The sequence below is a fragment of the Lentisalinibacter sediminis genome (assembly GCF_040706615.1).
Classification (GTDB): Bacteria; Pseudomonadota; Gammaproteobacteria; order Steroidobacterales; family Woeseiaceae; genus Lentisalinibacter; species Lentisalinibacter sediminis.
Genome location: NZ_JAPDRF010000001.1, coordinates 496,388 through 517,368, shown reverse-complemented (window position 1 = coordinate 517,368; position 20,981 = coordinate 496,388). Strand labels below are relative to the sequence as shown.

Here is a 20,981-nt window from a genome sequence, read left to right as displayed (position 1 = left end):
ACTCATGCGCTGGCGGCTCCGGTTGCCGCATCGGCGGCCTCCACCGGCTCCAGCCAGCCGCGGGTATCCGGTGTCTCGCCCGTGAACAGGCCGAAGAAGGCCTGCTGCAGGCGGGCGGTCACGGGGCCCCGGCGGCCTTCGCCGATCTGGATACGGTCCACCGAACGGATGGGCGTCACCTCGGCCGCGGTGCCGGTGAAGAAGAGTTCGTCGGCGAGGTAGAGCATTTCACGCGGGATGTTCTGGTAGACGACCGGCAGGCCGATATCCTCGGCCAGGCAGATCACCGTGTGGCGGGTGATGCCGTTCAGGATGGAGGAGGAGACCGGCGGTGTGTACAGGACGCCGTCGCGCACCAGGAAGAGATTCTCGCCCGCACCCTCGCTGACCAGACCGTCGGTGGACAGCGCGATGCCCTCGGCGAAGCCGAGCCGCTTGGCTTCCATGCTGATGAGCTGGCTGGACAGATAGTTGCCGCCCGCCTTGGCCATTGCCGGCATGGTGTTCGGGGCGACCCGCTGCCACGAGGAGACACAGACGTCCACGCCTTGCTCCAGTCCTTCGGCGCCGAGGTAGGCGCCCCATTCCCAGGCGGCCACGGCGACGTCGACCGGGTGGTCGTCTTTCGGGGACAGCCCCACCTCGCCGTAGCCCCTGAGGGCAATCGGCCGGATGTAGGCGCCGTTGTTCAGCTCGTTCTCGATGACGACCCGGTGGCACACCTGCATGAGCTCGTCGAACGGGTACGGGATGCGCATGCGGTAGATCTTCGCCGAGTCGTACATGCGCTGCACGTGGTCGTGCAGACGGAACACCCGGCTGCCGGCCGGCGTCCTGTACACACGGATGCCCTCGAACACGGACGAGCCGTAATGCAGGGCGTGAGCGAGGACGTGCACCTTGGCCTGGTCCCACGGCACCATCTCGCCGTTGAACCAGATGTACTTGCTCGCATGGATGGTCATACGAAACTCCTGACGGCCGGGCCGTTAAATGGTTGCGATCTCGCCGGTATCCGGCGCAGGGGTGATCTCCAGCCCCGACTGCTGGCGGCGGATGATCCGGTTGGTCACTTCCAGCCAGGCCAGGGCGCCGGCTTCGACTATGTCTGTGCTGACGCCGTGGCCACGGAAGGTTACGCCATTATATTCCACCGTGACCGTGGCCTCACCCTGCGCATCCTCGCCCTTGGTGACGCTGCGCAGGTCGAAATTGCGCAGCACCAGGTGGATGCCCGTGATCCGCTCCACGGCCTGGCAGGCGGCCGCGATCGGGCCGTCGCCCACCGCTGCCTCTTCCGGGCAGTCGCCGCTCTCGTGGCGCAGGCGTACCGACGCGGTGGCGGTTGACCCCGTGCCGGAGTTGACGTTCAGCACCTCCAGCACCCAGGGGCCGGGAGCCGCGCCCTCGGCATTCAGTATGAGTGCCTCGATGTCGGCGTCGTAGAGTTCCTTCTTGCGGTCCGCCAGCTTCTTGAACTCCTGGAATGCGCGGTTCAGCTCGAAGTCGTCCAGCTCGAAGCCGAGTTCGCGCACCCGGTCGCGGAAGGCGTGGCGGCCGCTGTGCTTGCCGAGTACCAGGTTGGAGCGGCTGATGCCGACGTCCTCCGGCCGCATGATCTCGTAGGTCGAGGCGTGCTTCAGCATGCCGTGCTGGTGGATGCCGGCCTCGTGGGCGAAGGCGTTCTCCCCGACCACGGCCTTGTTGCGGGGAATGTGGATGCCGGTGATGCTGGAGACGAGCCGGGAGGTGGGATAGAGGCGAGTGGTATCCAGGCCGGTGTCCGCGCCGAAGTACTCGCGGCGGGTCTTGAGCGCCATCACCACCTCTTCCAGTGAGCAGTTGCCGGCGCGCTCGCCGATGCCGTTGATGGTGCATTCCACCTGGCGGGCGCCGCCGCGCACGGCCGAGAGGCTGTTCGCCACCGCCATACCGAGATCGTCGTGGCAATGCACCGAGAGCACGACGTCGTCGATGCCCGGTACGTGCTCCTTGAGGTAGCGGAAAAGCTCGTAGAACTCGCCGGGCACCGTGTAGCCGACGGTGTCGGGGATGTTGATGGTCCCCGCACCGGCCTCGACGGCGGCAGTGACAACCTCGGCCAGATAGGGAAGCTCCGTACGGGATGCGTCTTCCGGCGAGAACTCGACGTCCGCGCAGAACTCCCGGGCCATCCTGATGGCGCCGGTGGCGCTCTGGATGATCTCCTCCTTGGCCATGTTCAGTTTGTGGGTGCGATGGATTTCGCTGGTTGCGACGAAGACATGGATGCGGGGCTTCGCCGCCGGCTCCACCGCTTTCCAGGCCTTCTCGATATCCTCAGGATTGCAGCGGGCCAGGCTGCAGACGGCGGGGCCCTCGATCTCGCTGGCGATCGCCCGCACGGACTCGAAATCGCCGGGGGAGGCCGCCGCGAAACCCGCCTCGATGACGTCGACCCGGAGTTCCGCGAGCGCCGTGGCGACCCGGAGCTTCTCCCGCAGCGTCATGCTGCAGCCCGGCGCCTGCTCGCCGTCACGCAGTGTGGTGTCGAAAATCCGGACCCGGTCGCCGTCGTCAGTGCTCATAGTTCTCTCCATCAAAAAAAAACCCCGCGACCTTTCGGATGCGGGGTTTGCCTTCTCGTTCGCCTTGCCTGTCGGCTACCCGCGCATCCTCCCGGGGAGGGCAAGAAGAAGGAGGCCGGACAGCAGAATGACACGCGGTGCGCGTGCCGTCGGGCGTCCGTTGTTGCGGGGTGCTTCGTTCATCGCGGCGATGATGTTGCATGCCCGCCCGGGTGTCAACTGCCAGGTTGTTGTTTTCGCTCGCATAGTTGCGCCTGACACCAATCCGGCCTGCGCTGCCGTCTCAGGCGACGGTGACGATCACCTTGCCGAGGGCCTTGCGCTCGGCCAGCGTCGCCAGCGCCTCGCCGGCCTCTTCCAGCGGAAAAGTCCCCGAGATATGCGGCTTCAGCTTGCCCCGGCTGACGTACTCGAGCAGCTCACGCGTGTTCTCCTCGTGGGCCTTCGGTTCCCGCTGGGTGAAGGCGCCCCAGAACACCCCGACGATCTCGCAGCCCTTCAGCAGGGCGAGATTCACGGGTACCTTGGGTATCTCACCGGACGCGAAGCCGATGACGAGCACGCGGCCCTTCCAGGCGATGGAACGCATGCACTGGTCGAACAGGTCGCCGCCGACGGGATCGTAGATCACATCGGCGCCCTTGCCGTCGGTGAGTTCCCTGACCCTTTCCTTCAGGCTCTCCTCGGTGTAGTCGATGAATTCGCTGGCGCCGTACTCGCCGGCGAGGTCGAGCTTCTCCTGGCTGCTGGCGGCGGCGATCACCCGCGCGCCCATCAGCTTGCCCAGTTCCACTGCCGCCAGCCCGACGCCGCCGGCCGCACCGAGCACCAGCAGCGTCTCGCCGGGCTGCAGCCGTGCACGTTGCTTCAGCGCGTGATAGGAGGTGCCGTAGGTCAGTATGAAACCGGCAGCCGTCTCGTAATCCATGTTGTCCAGGATCGGCACCACTGCGACGGCCGGCAGACAGATCTCTTCCGCCATGCCGCCATGGCCGGTCATGCCGAGGACACGCTGGCCCGGCCGCAGGTGCTCGACACCTTCGCCGATACCGATCACCTCTCCCGAGACCTCGCCGCCGGGGGAGAAGGGCATCGGCGGCTTCGACTGGTACTTGCCGGCCATCATCAGAATGTCCGGGAAATTCACGCCGCAGGCGTGCACCCGCAGCTTGACCTCGCCCGGGCCGGGTTCCGGGGGGGCGACCTCCTCGACGACGAGGCTGCGGGGCGGTCCGTACTCTTTACATAGTGCTGCTTTCACGTTTCCTCCGATGCCAGGGACGATTTCGTGACGCTCTCGCGGGCACGGGCGGTGCGCCGTGGCGCGAGAGTCTAGCATCGTTGCGGGGCAGGAGTTGCCGGCCTGGAGGCCGCTGGCACGTAGTCCGACCCCGCGTTATGCTCTCCGGGCTGCGCACCGCGTGCGGCCTGTCGATGAGGCAGCGGCGGCGCAGATCGTTTCCCTTCATCCAGAGCGGGGTCCGCATGAATTTCGAATATTCCGACAAGGTGAGCCGGCTGCGCGAGCGCGTGAGCGAGTTCATGAACGAGTACGTCTACCCGAACGAAGCGGCGTACGAGGAGTACATCGACGCGAGCGAGGAGCGCTGGGTCATACCCCCCCTCATGGAGGAACTGAAGGCGAAGGCGAAGGAGGCCGGGCTGTGGAACCTGTTCCTGCCCGAGAGCGAGTACGGCGCAGGCCTCACAAACCTGGAATATGCGCCGCTGGCGGAGATCATGGGCCGCTCGCCCATCGCCTCCGAGGTCTTCAATTGTGCGGCTCCGGATACCGGCAACATGGAGGTGCTGGTCCGCTACGGTAACGAGGAGCAGCGCCGCGAGTGGCTGGAACCGCTGCTCGAGGGCCGCATCCGCTCGGCGTTCGCGATGACCGAGCCGGCGGTGGCCTCGTCGGATGCCACCAACATCGAGGCCTCCATCGTCCGCGACGGTGACGAGTACGTCATCAACGGCCGCAAGTGGTGGACCTCCGGCGCCATGGATCCGCGCTGCGAGATCTTCATCTTCATGGGCAAGACCAATCCGGATGCGGATCGCCATTCCCAGCAGTCCATGATCCTGGTGCCACGAGCCACCCCCGGTGTCACCGTCGTGCGGCCGCTGACGGTCTACGGCTACGACGATGCGCCCCACGGCCACGCCGAGGTGGCGTTCGAAGAGGTCCGCGTGCCCGTGTCGAACCTGTTGCTGGGCGAAGGCCGCGGATTCGAGATCGCCCAGGGCAGGCTGGGACCGGGGCGCATCCATCACTGCATGCGCTGCATCGGTGCGGCCGAAAGGGCGCTCGAGGCGATGTGCAAGCGCGCCGACGAGCGGGTCGCTTTCGGTCGTCCGCTGGCCAACCAGGGCGTCGTCCGGGAGGCGATTGCGAATTCCCGCATGGAGATCGATCAGGCCCGGCTCCTGACCCTGAAGGCGGCCGACATGATGGACAAGGTGGGGAACAAGGTAGCCCGCGCCGAAATCGCGATGATCAAGGTGGTGGCCCCGACGATGGCGCTGAACGTTCTCGATCGCGCCATCCAGGTGCACGGCGGCGGCGGTGTCTGCCAGGACTTCAGCCTCGCCCGCACCTGGGCGAACCTGCGTACGCTGCGCATGGCGGACGGGCCGGACGAGGTGCACCGTAACAGCCTGGCGAAGCTCGAACTCGGCAGGCAGCGCGGCCTGCGGGGCGCGTGACGCGAGGCCGCCGGCAGGACTGGCGCGCCGGATCGCGTATGTTATGCTTCGCCGCAGTGTGACCCGCCGTAAGGCCGGGACGCCGGGCGTTTTTCGGTCTTGGCCGAACGCGTCGGCGGCGGGGGCGCGGATGCCGGTTCTCGGCCGGCGGCCTTCACAGTCGCAGCAGGGGAGAGTGCTGCAGGCAGCAGCAGGGCAGGTCGCTTGCGGCAGCGCCTCGCTGTGTTTCTGCACTCCCTCCTTACTGTAGTATGGTGTATGGCCGGTGGTGGCGGGGCAGCACCGTTGCTGGCATGGTGCCGGATTGCAACGCCGGTGTAGACAGCGCGGGCGGTCCTCAAAAGAACTGTCACGAATAATTATTAGGATTGTTGTCCGGACTTAACCAAGGAGCGTTCATGAAACCGTGGAATTCGAGAGCACGGCATCTGGCCGTTGCGATCGTGTCGACAGCGTTGATCGCCGGGGGCGGTGTCGCTGTGGCGCAGACCGTCGATTCCGTCCTCAGGGCAGAGCAGCAGCGCCTCGCGCAGAACCGGGAGGCTCAGCAGCGCATCGACCGCGTGGTGCAGCAGACGCGCAGTCTGGTCGATGACTACAAGGCGGTCACCAAGGAGATCGACGGGCTCAAGATCTACAACCGGCTGATGGAAGCGCAGACCGAGAAGCAGCAGGAACGGCTGGACGAGATCAACGAGTCTCTCGACAAGGCGAACGTGATCAACCGCCAGATCTATCCTCTGATGGAGCGCATGATCGAGGGTCTGGAGCGGTTCGTACAACTGGATATCCCGTTCCTGCTCGAGGAGCGCACCCAGCGTATCGAAACACTGAAGGATCTGATGGACGAGCCCAACGTGTCCGTCGCGGAGAAGTTCCGCAAGGTCATGGAGGCCTTCCAGATCGAGAACGAGTTTGGACGCACCATCGAGTCGTACACGGACACCATCGAGATCGATGGTGGCGTGCGCGAGGTCGAGTTCCTGCGTATCGGCCGCGTCGCGCTGCTGTTCCAGAGTGCCGACGGCAGCATGACCGGCGTCTGGGACCAGGAGGCGGAGAGCTGGAACATGTCCGACGAACACCGCAACGAGGTGAAGAAGGGCCTGCGCGTCGCCAATGAGCTGATCGCGCCCGAGCTGCTCCTTCTGCCCGTACCCGCACCTGAGGAGGCCGGCTGATGAAGAAGATCGTAACCATAGCCGCCGCCGGCCTGCTCGCATTCGGCCTCGGCAGCGGCAGCGCGACTGCGCAGGAAGCCGCCTCCCTGGACGAACTCCTGGACATGGTGAAGCAGGGCCAGGCGCGTGAAGCACGAGAGAACGAACAGCGTCTGGCGGAATTCCGCCGGCGTCAGTCCGAACAGCAGGCGTTGCTGAACCAGGCGAGGAATGAACGCACCTCTCTGGAGCAGCGCGGTGAGCAGCTCGAGGAGCTTTTCGAGGAGAACAACCGCAAGCTGGCCACGGCAGCCGCGGAACTCGACGAGCGCCTCGGCTCGCTGAAAGAGCTGTTCGGCGTCCTGCAGCAGGTGGCCGGCGATACGCAGAGCGTGTTCCAGAATTCACTCATCAGTGCGCAGTACCCGGGCCGTGAGGACTTCCTCGTGGAACTCGGTGCCACGATGGCGAGCAGCACGCGGCTCGCGTCCATCGAAGACATCGAGCGTCTCTGGTTCGAGCTGCAGCGCCAGATGACCGAGAGCGGCAAGGTCGTGCAGTTCGAGCGCAGCGTCATCCTGGCCGACGGCACGGAATCGGTCATTCCGGTGGTCCGCGTCGGCGCCTTCAACATCGTGGGTGACGGCTTCTATCTGAACTACACCTCCGAGACCGGCAACGTGGTCGAGCTGCAGCGCCAGCCGGAACAGGCGCGGTACACGAATTCGACGGCGGCCCTGTTCGATGTGGAGCAAGGTTCGGCGACCTTCGGTCTCGACCCGACCCGTGGCGGCATCCTCGCCCAGCTGGTGGATCGCCCGACACTGCGTGAGCGCGTCGACCAGGGTGGCGTGGTTGGCTACAGCATCATCGGCCTCGGCCTGCTGGGCCTGCTGATCGCGCTGGTCTCGTTGTTCAGTCTGGTGATCGCGGACCGCAAGGTGAGCGCACAGCTGAAGACCGACAAGCCGAACAGCAACAACCCGCTCGGCCGGGTGCTCGGTGCCTACGAGGACAACAAGAAGGTGGACACCGAAACCCTGGAGCTGAAGCTGAGCGAAGCGGTACTGAAGGAAGCGCCGAAGCTCAGCCGTGGCCTGCTGTTCGTGAAGGTGATCTCGGTCGTCGCGCCGCTGGCGGGTCTGCTCGGTACCGTGACGGGCATGATCAAGACCTTCCAGGTCATCACGCTCTACGGCGCCGGCGATCCGAAGCTCATGGCAGGCGGTATCTCCCAGGCACTGGTCACGACCGTGCTCGGTCTGGTGGTCGCCATCCCGATGGTGCTCCTGCACACGTTCCTGCAGGGCCGCAGCAAGCGGATTCTGAATATCCTTCAGGAGCAGAGCGCGGGCATCATCGCGGAGCACTCCGAAGCCGAACACAAGTCGGCAAGCTAGGGAGGCCGCACGATGGTCTGGCTCGAAGACGCACTCCTCGCCGTACGCGACTTCATGGAACTCGGTGGGCCGGTGCTGAACCTGATCGCGGTGACGATCTTCGTGATGTGGCTGCTGATCGTCGAGCGCCTGATTTTCTTCCGGGGCAATCTGCGGGCTCTGTCCCGCCAGGTGCTCGAGGACTGGGAGGCCCGGTCCGAGCGTCAGTCCTGGAACGCCCACCAGATCCGGGATGCGATGATCTCCCGGGTCTCTATGGCGGCGAACCAGGGGCTCGGCTTCATCAAGACTCTCGTGGCGCTGTGTCCGCTGCTCGGGCTGCTGGGTACGGTGACGGGCATGATCGAGGTCTTCGAGGTCATGGCGTTCGCCGGCAGCGGCAACGTACGCTCGATGGCAGCCGGCGTCTCCAAAGCGACCATCCCGACGATGGCCGGTATGGTCGGCGCACTTTCCGGCGTCCTGCTTGTCACAATATTATCGAGACGCGCTGAGCATGAGGTGATCATGCTCGAAGACTCGCTGACCATGGATCACTAGAGTTCACCAGAGGACCGAATAATGCGCAGACCGATCGGCGCCATGGGCGGCGCAGAAGAGGAAGAAAACGAGATCAACCTGACACCCATGCTCGACGTGGTGTTCATCATGTTGATCTTCTTCATCGTGACGGCTTCGTTCATCAAGGAAGCCGGCATCGATGTGAACCGGCCGGATGCTCCAACGGCGGAGCGCAAGGAGAACGCGAACATCCTGATCGCGATCAGCGACAACAACGAGATCTGGATCGACCGGCGGCGCGTGGATCCGCGGGCGGTGCGGGCCAACATCGAAAGGCTGCACGCCGAGAACCCGAAAGGCTCGGTGGTGATCCAGGCGGACAAGAAGTCCTTTAACGAGACGCTGGTCCAGGTAATGGACGCGGCGCGGCAGGCCGGCGTGTACAACGTCTCGATTGCTGCGAACGAAGACTGACGATGCCGCAGATGGCGGGCAGTCGGCCGTCGAGTGACAAGGGTTCCGATTTGCGGAACGGAGGCTAGAGTATGATCGTCCGGTATATCATCTCCATCGTGAGCGGCGTCGCCGTCACATTCGGGCTGCTGTTCCTGATGCAGTTCCTGATCGAGACCGGTGAGAGCGCGCTGACCGATCCGCAGAAACGCTATTTCCTCGACTTCGTCCGGGTGAAGAAGCAGGAAATCGTCAACATCGAAGAGCCGAAGCCGGAGAAGCCGCCGAAGCCGCAGCAGCCGCCGCCGGATACGCCGCCGCCATCCCAGGACGACATCGACCCGAACGCACCGTCGATCAACGTGCGGCCGCCGTCCTCGTCAACCGACGTGAGTATCTCCGGTCCCGGTACCCTGTCCTACACCGACGGCGAATATCTGCCTATCGTGCGCGTCGCCCCCATCTATCCGAGCCGGGCCTTGTCCCGGGGCATTGAAGGCTACGTTGACCTCGAGTTCACCGTGACCACGGCGGGTACCGTGAAGGACCCGGTGGTGATCTACTCGTCCAGCAGCCTGTTCAACCGGGCTGCGATGCGTGCGGTGCTGAAGTTCAAGTACAAGCCACGCGTCGTGGACGGCCAGCCGGTCGAGGTGCCGGGCGTGAAGACGCGCATCCGCTTCGAACTGGAGAACTGACCACGTCCTGGACCGCCATTAACGGGATTCACTGATGATGACGAAATTCTTCACACGGAACTTCCGCTTTGCCCTGCTGGCTGCCCTGGTTGGTGTCTGCATGGTGCCACTGGCACCCACGGCCATGGCTCAGGACGACCAGGAGGCGCGTGACAATCAGAAGACGCGCAAGGCGGAGGCCCTCAGCAAGGCGGTCTACGAGAAGCTGACGGAGGCGCAGGAGCTGGCGGACAACCAGCAGTTCAACGAGGCCATCCGGGTGCTCGATTCGCTCGCCCGCGACGACGATCTGAGCGACTACGAGCGCGCCAACATGCTGAACTTCTACGGCTTCATCTACTACAACCAGGGCAACACCCCGAAGGCGGTGGAGTCCTACGAGAGGCTGCTCTCGATCCCGGACCTGGAGCCCCAGCTGCGAACCCAGACCCTGTATACGCTCGCCCAGCTCTACGCGGTGCAGGAGAATTTCCCGAAGACCATCCAGCTGCTGAAAGAGTGGTTCCAGGTGGCGAATAACCCGGGTCCCCAGGCCTACGTCCTGCTCGGGCAGTCCTACGCCCAGACCGAGCAGTACGATCTGATGATCCCCCAGATCGAGAAGGCGATCGAGGTCGCGCGCGAGCGCGACACCGAGGTCCGCGAGGAATGGTGGAACCTGCTCTACTACGGCTACTATCAGCAGAACAACTTCGCCAAGGTCAAGGAGATCCTCAAGATCCTTCTTGCCGACTGGCCCAAGAAGAGCTACTGGACGGCGCTGGCCGGGGTCTACTCGGAACTCGGCGAAGAGAAGAACATGCTGGCCGCCTACGATGCCGCCTATACACAGAATCTTCTGTCCTCCGAGACCGAACTCGTGACGCTCGCGCAGCTCTATCTGCAGGGCGAGATTCCCTACAAAGCCGCCCAGGTACTGACCGAGGGGATGGAGAACGGCAATATCGAGGAGAACGGCAAGAATTACCGGCTGCTGTCCCAGGCGTGGCAGCTCGCTCAGGAGCCGGAACAGGCGGTTCCGGCCCTGCAGCAGGCAGCGCGGCTCAGTGACGACGGTGAGCTGAACGCGCGCCTCGCCGTGGCTTACCTGAACCTGGACCGCTACGAAGAGTGTGTCCAGGCAGGGCGTCAGGCGCTGGACAAGGGCGGTGTGCGTGAGCCGAACGACGTGCGCATCACCATCGGCATGTGCCAGTACAACCTGGATCGTTACCAGGATGCGCGGCAGACCTTCATGGCGGTCCGGCGGGACGATGAGTACCAGAAAATCGGCAGCCAGTGGATCAGCGTGATCGACGGCGAGATCGAGCGTCTCGAGCAGCTGCGCCAGGCCATCGCCCAGAACGAGTAATCGTCAGTGACAATTGCGGACCGGCGCACGCGCCGATCCGTTTCAGTGGTTTTTTTGAACTACGGCGCGTCGAGGCCGGCGCGCCTTTTTTTTGAGAGCGGAGAATGCCCAGGATCACCTACGTCAGCACCGACGGAGAACGCCACGACGTCGAGGTCGAGACCGGCTACACGGTCATGGAAGGCGCGATGGACAACAACATCGAGGGTATCGTCGCAGAATGCGGCGGCGCCTGCGCCTGTGCCACCTGCCACGCCTACATCGACGAGGCCTGGCTGGACAAGCTGCCCGACATGGACGATATGGAAGACAGCATGCTGGATGCGGCCTACGAGCGCCGGCCCACGAGTCGCCTTACCTGCCAGATCGAGGTAACCGACGAGCTGGACGGTCTCCTCGTCTACGTCGCCGAGAACGAACTCTGATCTGACCGCCGCAGCGGGCGGGTCCTTCAGCGCAGTCCCGTCTCCTGCCTTGCGATGACCATGCGTTGCACCTCGCTGGTGCCTTCGTAGATCTCAGTGATCTTCGCGTCGCGGAAATAGCGCTCCACCGGCAATTCTTTGCTGTAGCCCATCCCGCCGTGGATCTGCACGGCCTGATGAGTGATGTACATGGCAGCCTCGGACGCGAACAATTTCGCCACGCTGCCGTTCAGCGTGTTGCGGGCACCGCTTTTCTTCGCCTCGTCCTTCGCCCATGCGGCGCGCAGCGTCAGCAGCCGTGCGGCCTCCAGGCGGGTCTTCATGTCCGCGATCTTGGCCTGAATCATCTGGAAGCTGCCGATGGGCGATCCGAATGCCTCGCGCTCCCTGGCGTACTCCAGCGAGGCCTCGTAGGCGGCCCGCGCGATGCCGACCGCCTGGGCGGCGATGCCGATGCGCCCGGCATCCAGCACGGTCATGGCGATCTTGAAGCCCTGGCCCTCGTCGCCGAGACGATGCTCCGCGGGGCAATGGTAGTCCTGGAGTTCGATCTCGCAGGTGGCCGAAGCGCGGATGCCGAGCTTTGGCTCCGTCTTGCCGCGGCTGAAGCCTTCCTTCTTCGTATCGATCAGGAACGCGCTGACGCCGCCGGCGCCCTTGTCGGGATCGGTCATGGCGAACAGCACCAGATAGCGGGCAACGGGGCCGGACGTGATCCAGGACTTCTTGGCATTGATCACGTAATGGCTGCCGTCGTCGGACAACACGGCACGGGAGCGCATGTTGCCGGCGTCGGAGCCTGACTGGGGTTCGGTGAGGGCGTAGGCCCCGATCGCTTCGCCCGACGCAACCGGCGTCACGAAGGCCTTCTTCTGATCCTCGCTGCCGAACAGCAATATCCCATTGCAATAGAGGGAGTTGTTTACCGAGACGATCGTGCTGTGCGCGGCGTCCGCGGCGGCGATCTCTTCCATCATCAGGACGTAGCCGACGGCGTCGAGTCCCGCGCCGCCATACGTGTCGGGCACCTCGATGCCCATGAAGCCGAGTTCACCCGCCTTGCGGATGGTCTCCTCGGGAAACTCCCCGCTTTCGTCGAAACTGGCTGCGACCGGCGCGATCTCGTTCTGCGCGAACTCGCGTGCCGCGGCCTGGATCATCTGCTGGTCTTCGGTCAGTGAAAAATCCATAGTGAACTCCTTTTGTCCTCCCCGATTATACGGCGTCCGAGAGGCCGTTTGTGCGTTGCAGCGCGATGTCCCAAGGCCCGCTCATCGCTGTGGAGGCGGTGTCCAGATCGGCAGGTCGCAGCGTCAGGTCTGGATCAGTTCGACCAGCTCGCCGGCCGCGCCGGTGGTGAGGGTGCTGCGTGCGCCACGATACGGCGGGCCGGAGAAACGCCCGGCCGGCAGACCGTCCGGCAGTGCATCTGCGGCGAAGCTCACCATCGCGATGCCCGGCGGTAGTCCGCCGGGCGGGCAGTCCCGCGCAGTCGTCGTGGCAGGATAGTCGTCCACCTCGATCAGGGACTGGCCTGCCAGGGGCATCGCGGCAATGGGATGCATGGTGGCGGCCGGCAGATCGAGTGCGCGTGACAGCACCGAGATGCGGGCCTCCATGACGGGTGCCGCTGGCACGCCGAAGCTGCCGCGGTAGAACGCCTGCATGGCCTCCATGTCCGGGCCGCCGAGGATGACGATGAAGGTGCGGTCCACGGGGCAGGCCGGGCTGGGCAGATCGAACCCGGGCAGCGGCTCCTTGACCATGGTCAGGTAGAGCACTTCTTCTGCCGGCCCGATGACCTGCATCGCCCGGATGGCATCCGAGAAAGACAGGTCCTCCGGCGGGCCGACGATGCGGAACGGAGAGTCCTCCAGTTCGGCCGCCAGCCGGTCGACGTCCTCGACGATCAGCTCGGCGGCATTCCAGCCCCAGGTCGTCAGCGGCCGGTATTCGGGAGCCAGTCGCTGGGCGATGAAGCGGAAACAGAAATCGCCGCCGCCGGCCGGTCTCAGGAGTGCAGAGTCCGCACCCGCGAGGGCGGGCGCGCCCATGAAATCCGCCTGTGCGTTCGCCAGGCGCTCCTCGTGGAATCGTTCGTAGCCGAGGTAGTCCCGGTAGGTCTCCACCGCATGGCCGAGGTCGGGCACGGTGACGGTGACGCAGCGTATGGGCCCGATCACGGCCGCTTCGGCTCCGCCCGGTACCGCTCGAGATGGCCGAGCGCACTATCCAGACTGATGACTTCCGCGTATTTCGCCTGCAGGTCGAAGAGATTCGCTGCATGGGGCGCCGGGTCCCGATCCCCGACCGCCTCGCGCACCACGAAGGGCAGGAAGCCGTGCTGGATCGCGTCCACGGCGGTGGCGCGGATGCAGCCGCTGGTCGTCAGTCCGGCGATGAACACGGTATCGACGCCGAGGCTCGTGAGCGTAGAGGCGAGGGAGGTGCCGAAGAATGCGCTGGCGTACTGCTTGGTCACCACCGGCTCGCCGTCCACGGGTTCGAGACCGTCGGCGAACTCACCATAGGGAGAGCCGCGGTCGAGGCAACGCAGCGCCCCCACCTTGCGATAGAACACGCCGCCGTCGATGCCGCCGGGCATGAAGGCCACGTTGGTGTGGAGTATCGGGATACCGGCCTCGCGGGCGCCCGCGAGCAGCTTCCGGCAGTGGACCAGGGTATCCTCCACACCCGCGTACAACGGGCAGTCGGAGTCCAGGTAGGCACGCACGAAATCGACCACGAGCAGTGCCGGGCGTGCCCCGGGTTGCAACGCGCGACCGAAGCCGGCCTGCCGGTACTCGTCCTCGAGCCTCTCCGCCACCTCAGATCACTCCGTCCTCGCGCAGTGCCTGCAGGCGTTCGGCGTCATAACCGGGCAGTTCGGCGAGGACCTCGTTGGTGTGCTGGCCGAGGGCGGGGCCCGGACTGCGGACCGAGCCCGGCGTCGCCGAGAGTTTCGGCGCCACGTTCTGCATCTTCAGCGTGCCCAACTCCGGGTGCATCGTCTCTATGACCGCCTGGCGCGCCTGGAAGTGGGCATCCTCCAGCATCTCCGGGGCGCGGTAGATGCCGCCCGCCGGAATGCCGTGCTCCTCCATGAGCTCGATGAGTTCCTTCTGGTCCTTGGTGCGGGTCCAGTCCGCGACCAGCGCGTCGAGTTCCTGCTGGTGCGCCCCGCGCGCCGAGTGGTTGTGGTAGCGCTCGTCCTCGGCCAGCTCCGGCCGGCCCATGGCGGCGGTCAGGCGCCGGAAAACAGTGTCCTGGTTGGCCGCGATCAGCAGCAGCTTGTCGTCCCGGGTGGGGTAGACATTGGACGGGGCGACACCGGGCAGGATGGAGCCCTGCCGCTCGCGGATGTAGCCCGCCTTGTCGTATTCGGTGATGAGGGATTCCATCATATTCAGCACCGCCTCGTAGATGGCCGAGTCGACCACCTGTCCCTCGCCGGTGCGTTCCCGGTGATGCAGCGCTGCCAGGGCGCCGACGGTGGCGAAGGTGGCGGCGAGGGAGTCGCCGATGCTGATGCCTACCCGGCTCGGCGGCGCGGACGGGTCGCCGCATACGTAGCGCAGCCCGCCCATCGATTCGCCGACCGCGCCGAAGCCGGCCCGTTTGGCGTAGGGTCCGGTCTGACCGAACCCGGACACCCGGATCATGATGAGTCCCGGGTTGATCTTCTTCAGCTCTTCGTAGGAGAGATTCCAGCGCTCCATCGTGCCGGGACGGAAATTCTCCAGCAGGAAGTCGGCCTCGCGGACCAGGTCGCGGACGATCTGCTGACCTTCCTCGACCCGCAGGTTGACCGTGACGGATTTCTTGTTGCGCGCGATCACCGGCCACCAGAGGGACTTGCCGTGGGCCTTCTCCTGGCCCCAGTCGCGCATGGGATCGCCCTGGCCGGGCGGCTCGATCTTGATCACCTCCGCGCCGAAATCGCCCATCAGCTGACCGCAGAAAGGGCCGGCCAGCAGCGTGCCCATCTCGATCACGCGCAGATCGGACAGCGGTCCCCGGTTAGTGTCACGATTCGCCGATTCGCTCGCCATGGTTCTCCCTCTGAATGCGCATGGCGGCGCGGCACGCGCCGCCGGTTGGACCCCCGCTAGTGTATACAATTTTGCCGGATCTGAGTTAAGGGTTTCAGGATTCTCTTGTCTGCTTCAGACACTTGTATACAATAGACGGCGTTTCAGCGACCGTGACTCACCCAGTTGAGAATCGCCGACCTGCCATGAACCGCAGCATCTCCATCATCGAAGTCGGGCCCCGCGACGGACTGCAGTCCGAGCCGGAGATCCTGCCCGTCGAGATCAAGGCGGAATTTATCCGCCGCGCGGTGGATGCCGGCATACGGCGTCTCGAGGTCGCGAGCTTCGTCAATCCGAAGAAGGTGCCGCAGATGGCCGGCGCCGAAGAGTTGGTGGCGGCGCTGCCGCGCCGGGACGACATCACCTATATCGGCCTGGTGCTGAACCAGCGGGGCTTCGAACGGGCCCGCGACTGCGGCATCGACGAGGTGGGAATGGTCGTGGTGGCCAGCGATACCTACAACCGCCGCAATCAGGGCGTGAGCAGCGACGAATCCGTCGCGGCGTGGCTGAAGATTGCCGCCCAGGCGAAGGCGGCCGGTATCCGCGCCAACATCATGGTCTCGTCGGCGTTCGGCTGCCCCTTCGAAGGGGAGGTTGCGCCGGAAAGGGTCCTGGAGATCGTGCGACGGGTGGCGGAGGCCGGGCCGGTGGAACTGGCGCTGGCCGACAGCATCGGCGTTGCGGTGCCTTCACAGGTTCGCGACCTGCTCGGCCGCGTCGCCGAGGCGGTCCCGGGCATGCCGCTGCGCTGTCATCTGCACAACACCCGCAACACGGGGCTCGCCAACGCGCAGGCGGCGGTCGAGGCCGGCGTTGCGTCGCTCGATGCCAGCATCGGTGGTATCGGCGGTTGCCCGTTCGCGCCGGCGGCGACGGGTAACATCCCGACGGACGACCTGGTTTACATGCTGGAGCGTTCCGGCATCGAGACGGGCGTATCGCTGCCGAAGATCATCGAGATCAGCCTCTGGCTGGAACAGCAGCTCGGGCGGGGAGTTCCGGCGATGCTGCCGAAGGCCGGAATTTTCCCGGAGATGGCCGCGAAGCGGGTCGCTGCCGGGGAGTGAGGGCGCGGTTGCGGGCCGCGCGCAAAGCCGCGAGACTCCGGTTATCCTGTCCGGGGCTCAGGGAGAGACAACGACACGACTGTGGTACGGCGAACGCGGCGTACCGGTGGATATGAACCAAAGCCATTAAGGGGAAGCCATGGCCTACCGACTCGGCGTGGACGTGGGTGGCACGTTCACAGATCTGTTGCTCGTGGACGAGAAGAACGGGGATACCTGGACAGCGAAGGTCCCGAGTACGCCCGCGGACTCCTCCATCGGCGTTCTGAACGGCATCACCAAGATCTGCGATGAGGCGGGCGTAGATTCGAAGAAGATCACGCACGTCATGCACGGCACCACCGTGGCCACGAACACGATCCTGGAGGGCAAGGGCGCCACGGTCGGGCTGGTCACCACGCAGGGCTACCGGCAGGTGCTGCAGATCGCCCGTTCTTTCGTACCGGGTGGCCTCGGTGGCTGGGTGATCTACAACAAGAGCGCTCCGCTCGCGCCGCTGGCCCTGACGGTCGAGGCGGAGGAGCGGATGGGCGCCGACGGCAAGGTGGTCACGCCGCTCGACAAGGGCAAGCTCGAGAAGGAGCTGAAACGTCTGAAAGGCCGGGGCGTCGAAGCGCTGACGGTCTCACTGATCAACTCCTACGCCAATCCGGCCAACGAACGCGAGGTGGCCAAGGTCGCCAAGAAGGTCTTCCCGAAGATGCCGGTATCGCTGTCCTCCGAGGTGGTTCCGGAGATGCAGGAGTACGAGCGCACCATCACGACGGTGGCCAACTCCTACGTGCGCCCGAAGGTGGATGCGTACATCAACAACCTGCGCCGCAACCTGCGCAAGGACCTGAACAAGGAAGTGCAGCTGCACGTACTGCGCTCCGACGGCGGCCTGGCCTCGGCGACGCAGGCGCGGAACTACCCGGTCAACCTGCTCATGAGCGGTCCCGCCGGCGGCGTCTCGGGGGCCATCTGGGTGGCGAAACAGGCCGGCTATCCGAACCTGCTGACCTTCGATATGGGCGGCACCTCGACGGACGTGGCGCTGGTCGAGAATGGCTATGCACAACTTCGCCGCGAAACCAGCGTTGGCGACGTGACCGTGCGAGCGTCCTCCGTGGACGTGCGCACCGTCGGCGCAGGCGGCGGATCCATCGCCCATGTGCCCGAGCTCACCGGTGCCCTGCGTGTCGGGCCGGAGAGTGCCGGCGCCGATCCCGGTCCCGCCGCCTACAACAAGGGCGGCGAGGCCCCCACGGTCACCGATGCCAACGTGGTGCTGGGCTATCTGCCCACGGATGCCCGCCTCGGCGGCGACATGGAGATCCGCCGGGACCTGGCCGAGAAGGCCGTCAAGCAGGTGGCCGACGCGCTGGGATTGCCGCTGAAGCGCGCCGCCGAGGGCATCATCAAGCTGGTGAACGAGAACATGTTCGGTGCCCTGCGGCTGGTCTCGGTGGAGAAGGGCTACGACCCGCGCGATTTTGCCCTTATCGCCTTCGGCGGTGCGGGGCCCCTGCACGCGAACGCGCTGGGTCGCCTGATGAACTCCTGGCCGGTCATCATCCCGCCTGGCCCCGGCGTGCTCTGTGCGTACGGAGATGCCACCACGCGGATGCGCAACGAGGCGGCGCGTACCTACATCAAGCGCTTCTCCAATACGACGCCGGCCGGCCTCGAGAAGATCTTCACCCAGCTCGCGGCCCGGGCCTCGAAGACGCTGGACAAGGAAGGGGTGGCCAAGAAGGACCAGACCATCTCCTACCAGGCCGACCTGCGCTATCACGGTCAGGGCCTGACCCTCACGGTGGACGTGGACCTGGGCGAGATAAAGAAGAAGGGCCTGGACGCCATCGGCGACCAGTTCGACGAAATGCACCGCCAGCTGTTCACCTTCGCCCTGGACGAGGAGAAGGAACTGGTGAATCTGCGTGCGGTGGTGAACGGCAAGGCCACCACCGTGAAACCGGCGGTGATCGAGAAGGGCGGCAGGAGCGCGAAGGATGCCGTGATCGCCGAGCACAAGGTGTACGTGGACGGCAAGGATCGCGACGCGAAGCTCTATCACCGCTCGAAGCTGAAGGCGGGCAACCAGATACCGGGGCCGGCCATCGTGCTGGAGATGGACTCCACCACGCTGATCCTGCCCGAGCACACCGGCAAGGTGGACGAGTTCGGCAACATCCTCATCCGCCCCGATGCATGATTACGAAGGGAGCACGACATGCCTGCAAGACTAGTTGAGACCAAGCCGCGCAAGTTCAAGCGGGAGAAGATCGACCCGATCACGCTCGACATCATCGAGAACGCCATGCAGAACGCGCGCTGGGAGATGGACACCGTGCTGTTCCGCACCGCCATGTCGCCGGGAATCCGGGAGCAGCACGACGAGTTCCCGATGATCGCGAACGTCGACGGCAAGATGGTCGTCGGCCAGTTCGGCAGCTTCATCCACGGCTTCAAGGAAGCCTATGACGGCACCATCGAGGAGGGCGACATCTTCCTCACCTCGGACCCCTACGCCTGCAACGGCGCCGTCAGCCATGCCAACGACTGGCTGTTGCTGCGCCCGATCTTCAAGGACGGACGTCTTATCGCCTACTCGGCCATGTTCGGCCATATGACGGACATCGGCGGCAAGGTGCCCGGCTCGCTGCCCACCGATGCGCGCCAGATTTACGAGGAAGGCATTTGCGTGCCGCCGACGAAAATCTACAAGAAGGACGAGCTGCAGGAGGACGTACTGGAGCTGATCCTGCACAACTGCCGGCTGCCGCACTGGAACCGCTCCGACTTCAACGCGATTGTCGCAGCCGTGCGTACGGCGGAGAAGCGGGTCATCGAGCTCGCCGAGCGCTTCGGCGACGACATCCTGTACTCGGCGCTGGAGGACCTGCTGGACCGCAACAAGCGGGCGATGGCCAGGCTCATCAAGGATACGGTGCCGACGAAGAAGCAGGTGTTCGAGGACTATCTCTGCGACGACGGCCTCGGCATGGGTCCGTACAAGATCCGCTGCGCGATGTGGCGTGAGGGGAACAAGGTCATCTTCGATTTCGAGGGGACCGACCCCCAGTCCATCGGCTCGGTGAATTTCCTCCTCAACGAGGAGATGTTCAAGATGTTCTGCGGCGTGTACATGATCATGGTCTTCGACCCGCAGATCATGTTCAACGACGGTTTCTACGATTTGATGGAGGTGCGCATCCCGGAGGGCACCCTGCTGAAGCCGAAGAAGCCCGCAGCGCTGTCCTGCCGCACCCACGCGCTGGGCCGTATCTTCGACGTGCTTGGCGGACTGCTCGGCCAGGGCAACCCGGACTTCCTGTGCGCCGCCGGATTCTCCGACAGCCCGCACTTCATGTACTCGGGCTACGACAAGAACGGCGAGTGGTATCAGCTCTACCAGATCGGCTTCGGCGGCGTGCCGGGCAAGCCTTCCGGCGATGGTCCGGACGGCCATTCGCTGTGGCCGAGCTTCACCAACGTGCCGAACGAGTTCCTGGAGAGCTATTTCCCGCTGCGCATCGACGTCTACGAGACCATCCCGGACAGCGGCGGACCCGGTTTCCACCGCGGCGGCAACGCGCTGCGGGTGGGCTATCGCTTTCTCGAGGACGGCGAGATCTCTATCCACGACGACCGCTGGCTGACCTATCCCTGGGGCGTCAACGGCGGCCTGCCCGGCCAGCGCAGCCAGAAGGTGCTGATGCGCAGCGACGGCAGCGAGGAACTGCTGCAGTCGAAGTGCGACCGCATCGAGGTGCGAGAGGGCGATCTGCTCTACTTCGACACCTGGGGCGGCGGCGGCTGGGGCGATCCTCTCGAGCGGCCCGTGGAGAAGGTCGCCGCCGACGTGGACGCGGGACTGGTGACCGTGGACGGTGCGCGGCGCTACGGCGTCGTGCTGCGCTCGGACCTCAGCGTCGACGAGAAGAAGACGAAGGCCCTGCGTGCCCGCATGGCGAAGAAGCGGGGTTCGACCCAGCTGTTCGACAAGGGCGGCACCATCGAGGAGCTGAAGAAGCGCTGCAAACGCGAGACCGGCCTGAACCCGCCGCGGCAGCCGGAATTCAAGACCTGGGTGAAGGCCGACAAGCGGGTGCAGGTGAAGAAGAAGGGCAGGCGCAAGTCGAAGGCGGCCTGACGGACGTCCCGATTCTCGGCGGCGTCAGACGGCGATGGCGAAGCTTGGCTTCGTGACGCCGAGGAAGCCGGCCAGGAACAGGAGGCCGTAGAGGGAGTAGCCGTAGCGCAGGGCGTGGTTGATCGCGCCGCAGATGCGGTTCTCCAGTGCGGCTGAGCTACCGGATCGGGCCAGCTCGCCCATCGCGGGGATCAGCGGCAGGAAGGCGCGGTCGATGCCGACGGCAGCGAGGCACACGAGCCCGTACAGGCCGATCTTCAGCGCGAGCCAGCCGGGCACCGGCGCCTCGCTGCCGCTGCTGCCGGCGAGCAGCCACAGGGCCGCCAGCCCGCAGGCCAGGGCCACGGCGATCAGCCAGACGCGCTGCACGGCTGCGAGCAGGCCCTGAACGGGCTTGCCCTCTGCGGCTACCAGTGCG

19 protein-coding genes are annotated in these 20,981 nt (G+C 65.2%); 11 read left to right on the top strand and 8 right to left on the bottom strand.

Annotated elements, in window-relative coordinates; translation table 11 throughout:
* Positions 1 to 2 precede the first annotated feature (2 nt).
* From ACJMKX_RS02520 to ACJMKX_RS02510, 3 genes are all read right to left on the bottom strand, one after another.
* Entirely contained in the window at positions 3 to 965 is a 963-nt protein-coding gene (locus ACJMKX_RS02520; RefSeq protein WP_405220650.1) for a branched-chain amino acid transaminase, read from the bottom strand.
* Between the two features lie 24 nt (positions 966 to 989).
* Positions 990 to 2,567 carry a 2-isopropylmalate synthase gene (locus ACJMKX_RS02515; RefSeq protein WP_405220648.1) on the bottom strand — a complete coding sequence of 526 codons (1,578 nt, stop codon included), beginning with the start codon at positions 2,565 to 2,567 and terminating at the stop codon, positions 990 to 992.
* Positions 2,568 to 2,850: 283 nt separating this feature from the next.
* On the bottom strand, positions 2,851 to 3,828 hold the full coding sequence (locus ACJMKX_RS02510) for an NADPH:quinone oxidoreductase family protein (RefSeq protein ID WP_405220646.1): 978 nt from the start codon (positions 3,826 to 3,828) through the stop codon (positions 2,851 to 2,853).
* Between the two features lie 224 nt (positions 3,829 to 4,052).
* On the opposite strand from ACJMKX_RS02510, the gene ACJMKX_RS02505 reads away from it, so the two are divergent.
* The 8 genes from ACJMKX_RS02505 (at position 4,053) to ACJMKX_RS02470 (ending at position 11,261) form a co-directional block, all read left to right on the top strand.
* On the top strand, positions 4,053 to 5,273 hold the full coding sequence (locus ACJMKX_RS02505; protein ID WP_405220644.1) for an acyl-CoA dehydrogenase family protein: 1,221 nt from the start codon (positions 4,053 to 4,055) through the stop codon (positions 5,271 to 5,273).
* A gap of 398 nt (positions 5,274 to 5,671) precedes the next feature.
* Positions 5,672 to 6,454, top strand: coding sequence for a DUF3450 domain-containing protein (locus tag ACJMKX_RS02500; RefSeq protein WP_405220642.1), 783 nt, complete (start codon positions 5,672 to 5,674; stop codon positions 6,452 to 6,454).
* Positions 6,454 to 7,833, top strand: a complete 1,380-nt coding sequence (locus tag ACJMKX_RS02495; protein ID WP_405220640.1) for a MotA/TolQ/ExbB proton channel family protein — start codon at positions 6,454 to 6,456, stop codon at positions 7,831 to 7,833. The genes ACJMKX_RS02500 and ACJMKX_RS02495 overlap by 1 nt, the downstream gene beginning before the upstream one ends.
* A gap of 12 nt (positions 7,834 to 7,845) precedes the next feature.
* A complete protein-coding gene (locus ACJMKX_RS02490; protein ID WP_405220638.1) occupies positions 7,846 to 8,373 on the top strand; it encodes a MotA/TolQ/ExbB proton channel family protein in 528 nt (175 codons plus the stop codon).
* A 21-nt stretch (positions 8,374 to 8,394) separates the two neighbouring features.
* The gene (locus ACJMKX_RS02485) at positions 8,395 to 8,808 is read left to right on the top strand and encodes an ExbD/TolR family protein (RefSeq protein ID WP_405220636.1); all 414 of its coding nucleotides are present in this window, start codon (positions 8,395 to 8,397) and stop codon (positions 8,806 to 8,808) included.
* A 74-nt stretch (positions 8,809 to 8,882) separates the two neighbouring features.
* Positions 8,883 to 9,485: an energy transducer TonB gene (locus tag ACJMKX_RS02480; RefSeq protein ID WP_405220767.1), complete on the top strand. Its 603-nt coding sequence runs from the start codon at positions 8,883 to 8,885 to the stop codon at positions 9,483 to 9,485.
* A 34-nt stretch (positions 9,486 to 9,519) separates the two neighbouring features.
* Complete coding sequence (locus ACJMKX_RS02475) at positions 9,520 to 10,836, top strand: tetratricopeptide repeat protein (protein WP_405220635.1); 1,317 nt, start codon at positions 9,520 to 9,522, stop codon at positions 10,834 to 10,836.
* A 104-nt stretch (positions 10,837 to 10,940) separates the two neighbouring features.
* A complete protein-coding gene (locus ACJMKX_RS02470) occupies positions 10,941 to 11,261 on the top strand; it encodes a 2Fe-2S iron-sulfur cluster-binding protein (RefSeq protein ID WP_405220633.1) in 321 nt (106 codons plus the stop codon).
* A 26-nt stretch (positions 11,262 to 11,287) separates the two neighbouring features.
* Here the strand turns inward: ACJMKX_RS02470 and ACJMKX_RS02465 are convergent, their stop codons facing one another.
* The 4 genes from ACJMKX_RS02465 to ACJMKX_RS02450 all read right to left on the bottom strand — a co-directional run bounded on the left by ACJMKX_RS02465 (position 11,288) and on the right by ACJMKX_RS02450 (position 15,313).
* Positions 11,288 to 12,451 (bottom strand): acyl-CoA dehydrogenase family protein, encoded by a 1,164-nt coding sequence (locus ACJMKX_RS02465; protein ID WP_405220631.1) that lies wholly within the window; start codon positions 12,449 to 12,451, stop codon positions 11,288 to 11,290.
* Positions 12,452 to 12,574: 123 nt separating this feature from the next.
* Positions 12,575 to 13,444, bottom strand: a complete 870-nt coding sequence (locus tag ACJMKX_RS02460; protein ID WP_405220629.1) for a VOC family protein — start codon at positions 13,442 to 13,444, stop codon at positions 12,575 to 12,577.
* A complete protein-coding gene (locus ACJMKX_RS02455; RefSeq protein WP_405220627.1) occupies positions 13,441 to 14,088 on the bottom strand; it encodes an isochorismatase family protein in 648 nt (215 codons plus the stop codon). Before ACJMKX_RS02455 ends, ACJMKX_RS02460 begins: the two co-directional genes overlap by 4 nt.
* 1 nt (position 14,089) lies before the next feature.
* Positions 14,090 to 15,313 (bottom strand): CaiB/BaiF CoA transferase family protein, encoded by a 1,224-nt coding sequence (locus tag ACJMKX_RS02450; RefSeq protein ID WP_405220625.1) that lies wholly within the window; start codon positions 15,311 to 15,313, stop codon positions 14,090 to 14,092.
* A 185-nt stretch (positions 15,314 to 15,498) separates the two neighbouring features.
* Between ACJMKX_RS02450 and ACJMKX_RS02445 the strand changes: the two genes are divergently transcribed.
* From ACJMKX_RS02445 to ACJMKX_RS02435, 3 genes are all read left to right on the top strand, one after another.
* The gene (locus ACJMKX_RS02445; protein WP_405220623.1) at positions 15,499 to 16,425 is read left to right on the top strand and encodes a hydroxymethylglutaryl-CoA lyase; all 927 of its coding nucleotides are present in this window, start codon (positions 15,499 to 15,501) and stop codon (positions 16,423 to 16,425) included.
* Positions 16,426 to 16,564: 139 nt separating this feature from the next.
* A complete protein-coding gene (locus ACJMKX_RS02440) occupies positions 16,565 to 18,622 on the top strand; it encodes a hydantoinase/oxoprolinase family protein (protein WP_405220621.1) in 2,058 nt (685 codons plus the stop codon).
* A gap of 18 nt (positions 18,623 to 18,640) precedes the next feature.
* Entirely contained in the window at positions 18,641 to 20,563 is a 1,923-nt protein-coding gene (locus ACJMKX_RS02435) for a hydantoinase B/oxoprolinase family protein (protein ID WP_405220619.1), read from the top strand.
* A gap of 24 nt (positions 20,564 to 20,587) precedes the next feature.
* Here ACJMKX_RS02435 and ACJMKX_RS02430 read toward each other — a convergent pair whose 3' ends face one another.
* Positions 20,588 to 20,932 (bottom strand): hypothetical protein, encoded by a 345-nt coding sequence (locus ACJMKX_RS02430; protein ID WP_405220617.1) that lies wholly within the window; start codon positions 20,930 to 20,932, stop codon positions 20,588 to 20,590.
* Positions 20,933 to 20,981 lie beyond the last annotated feature (49 nt).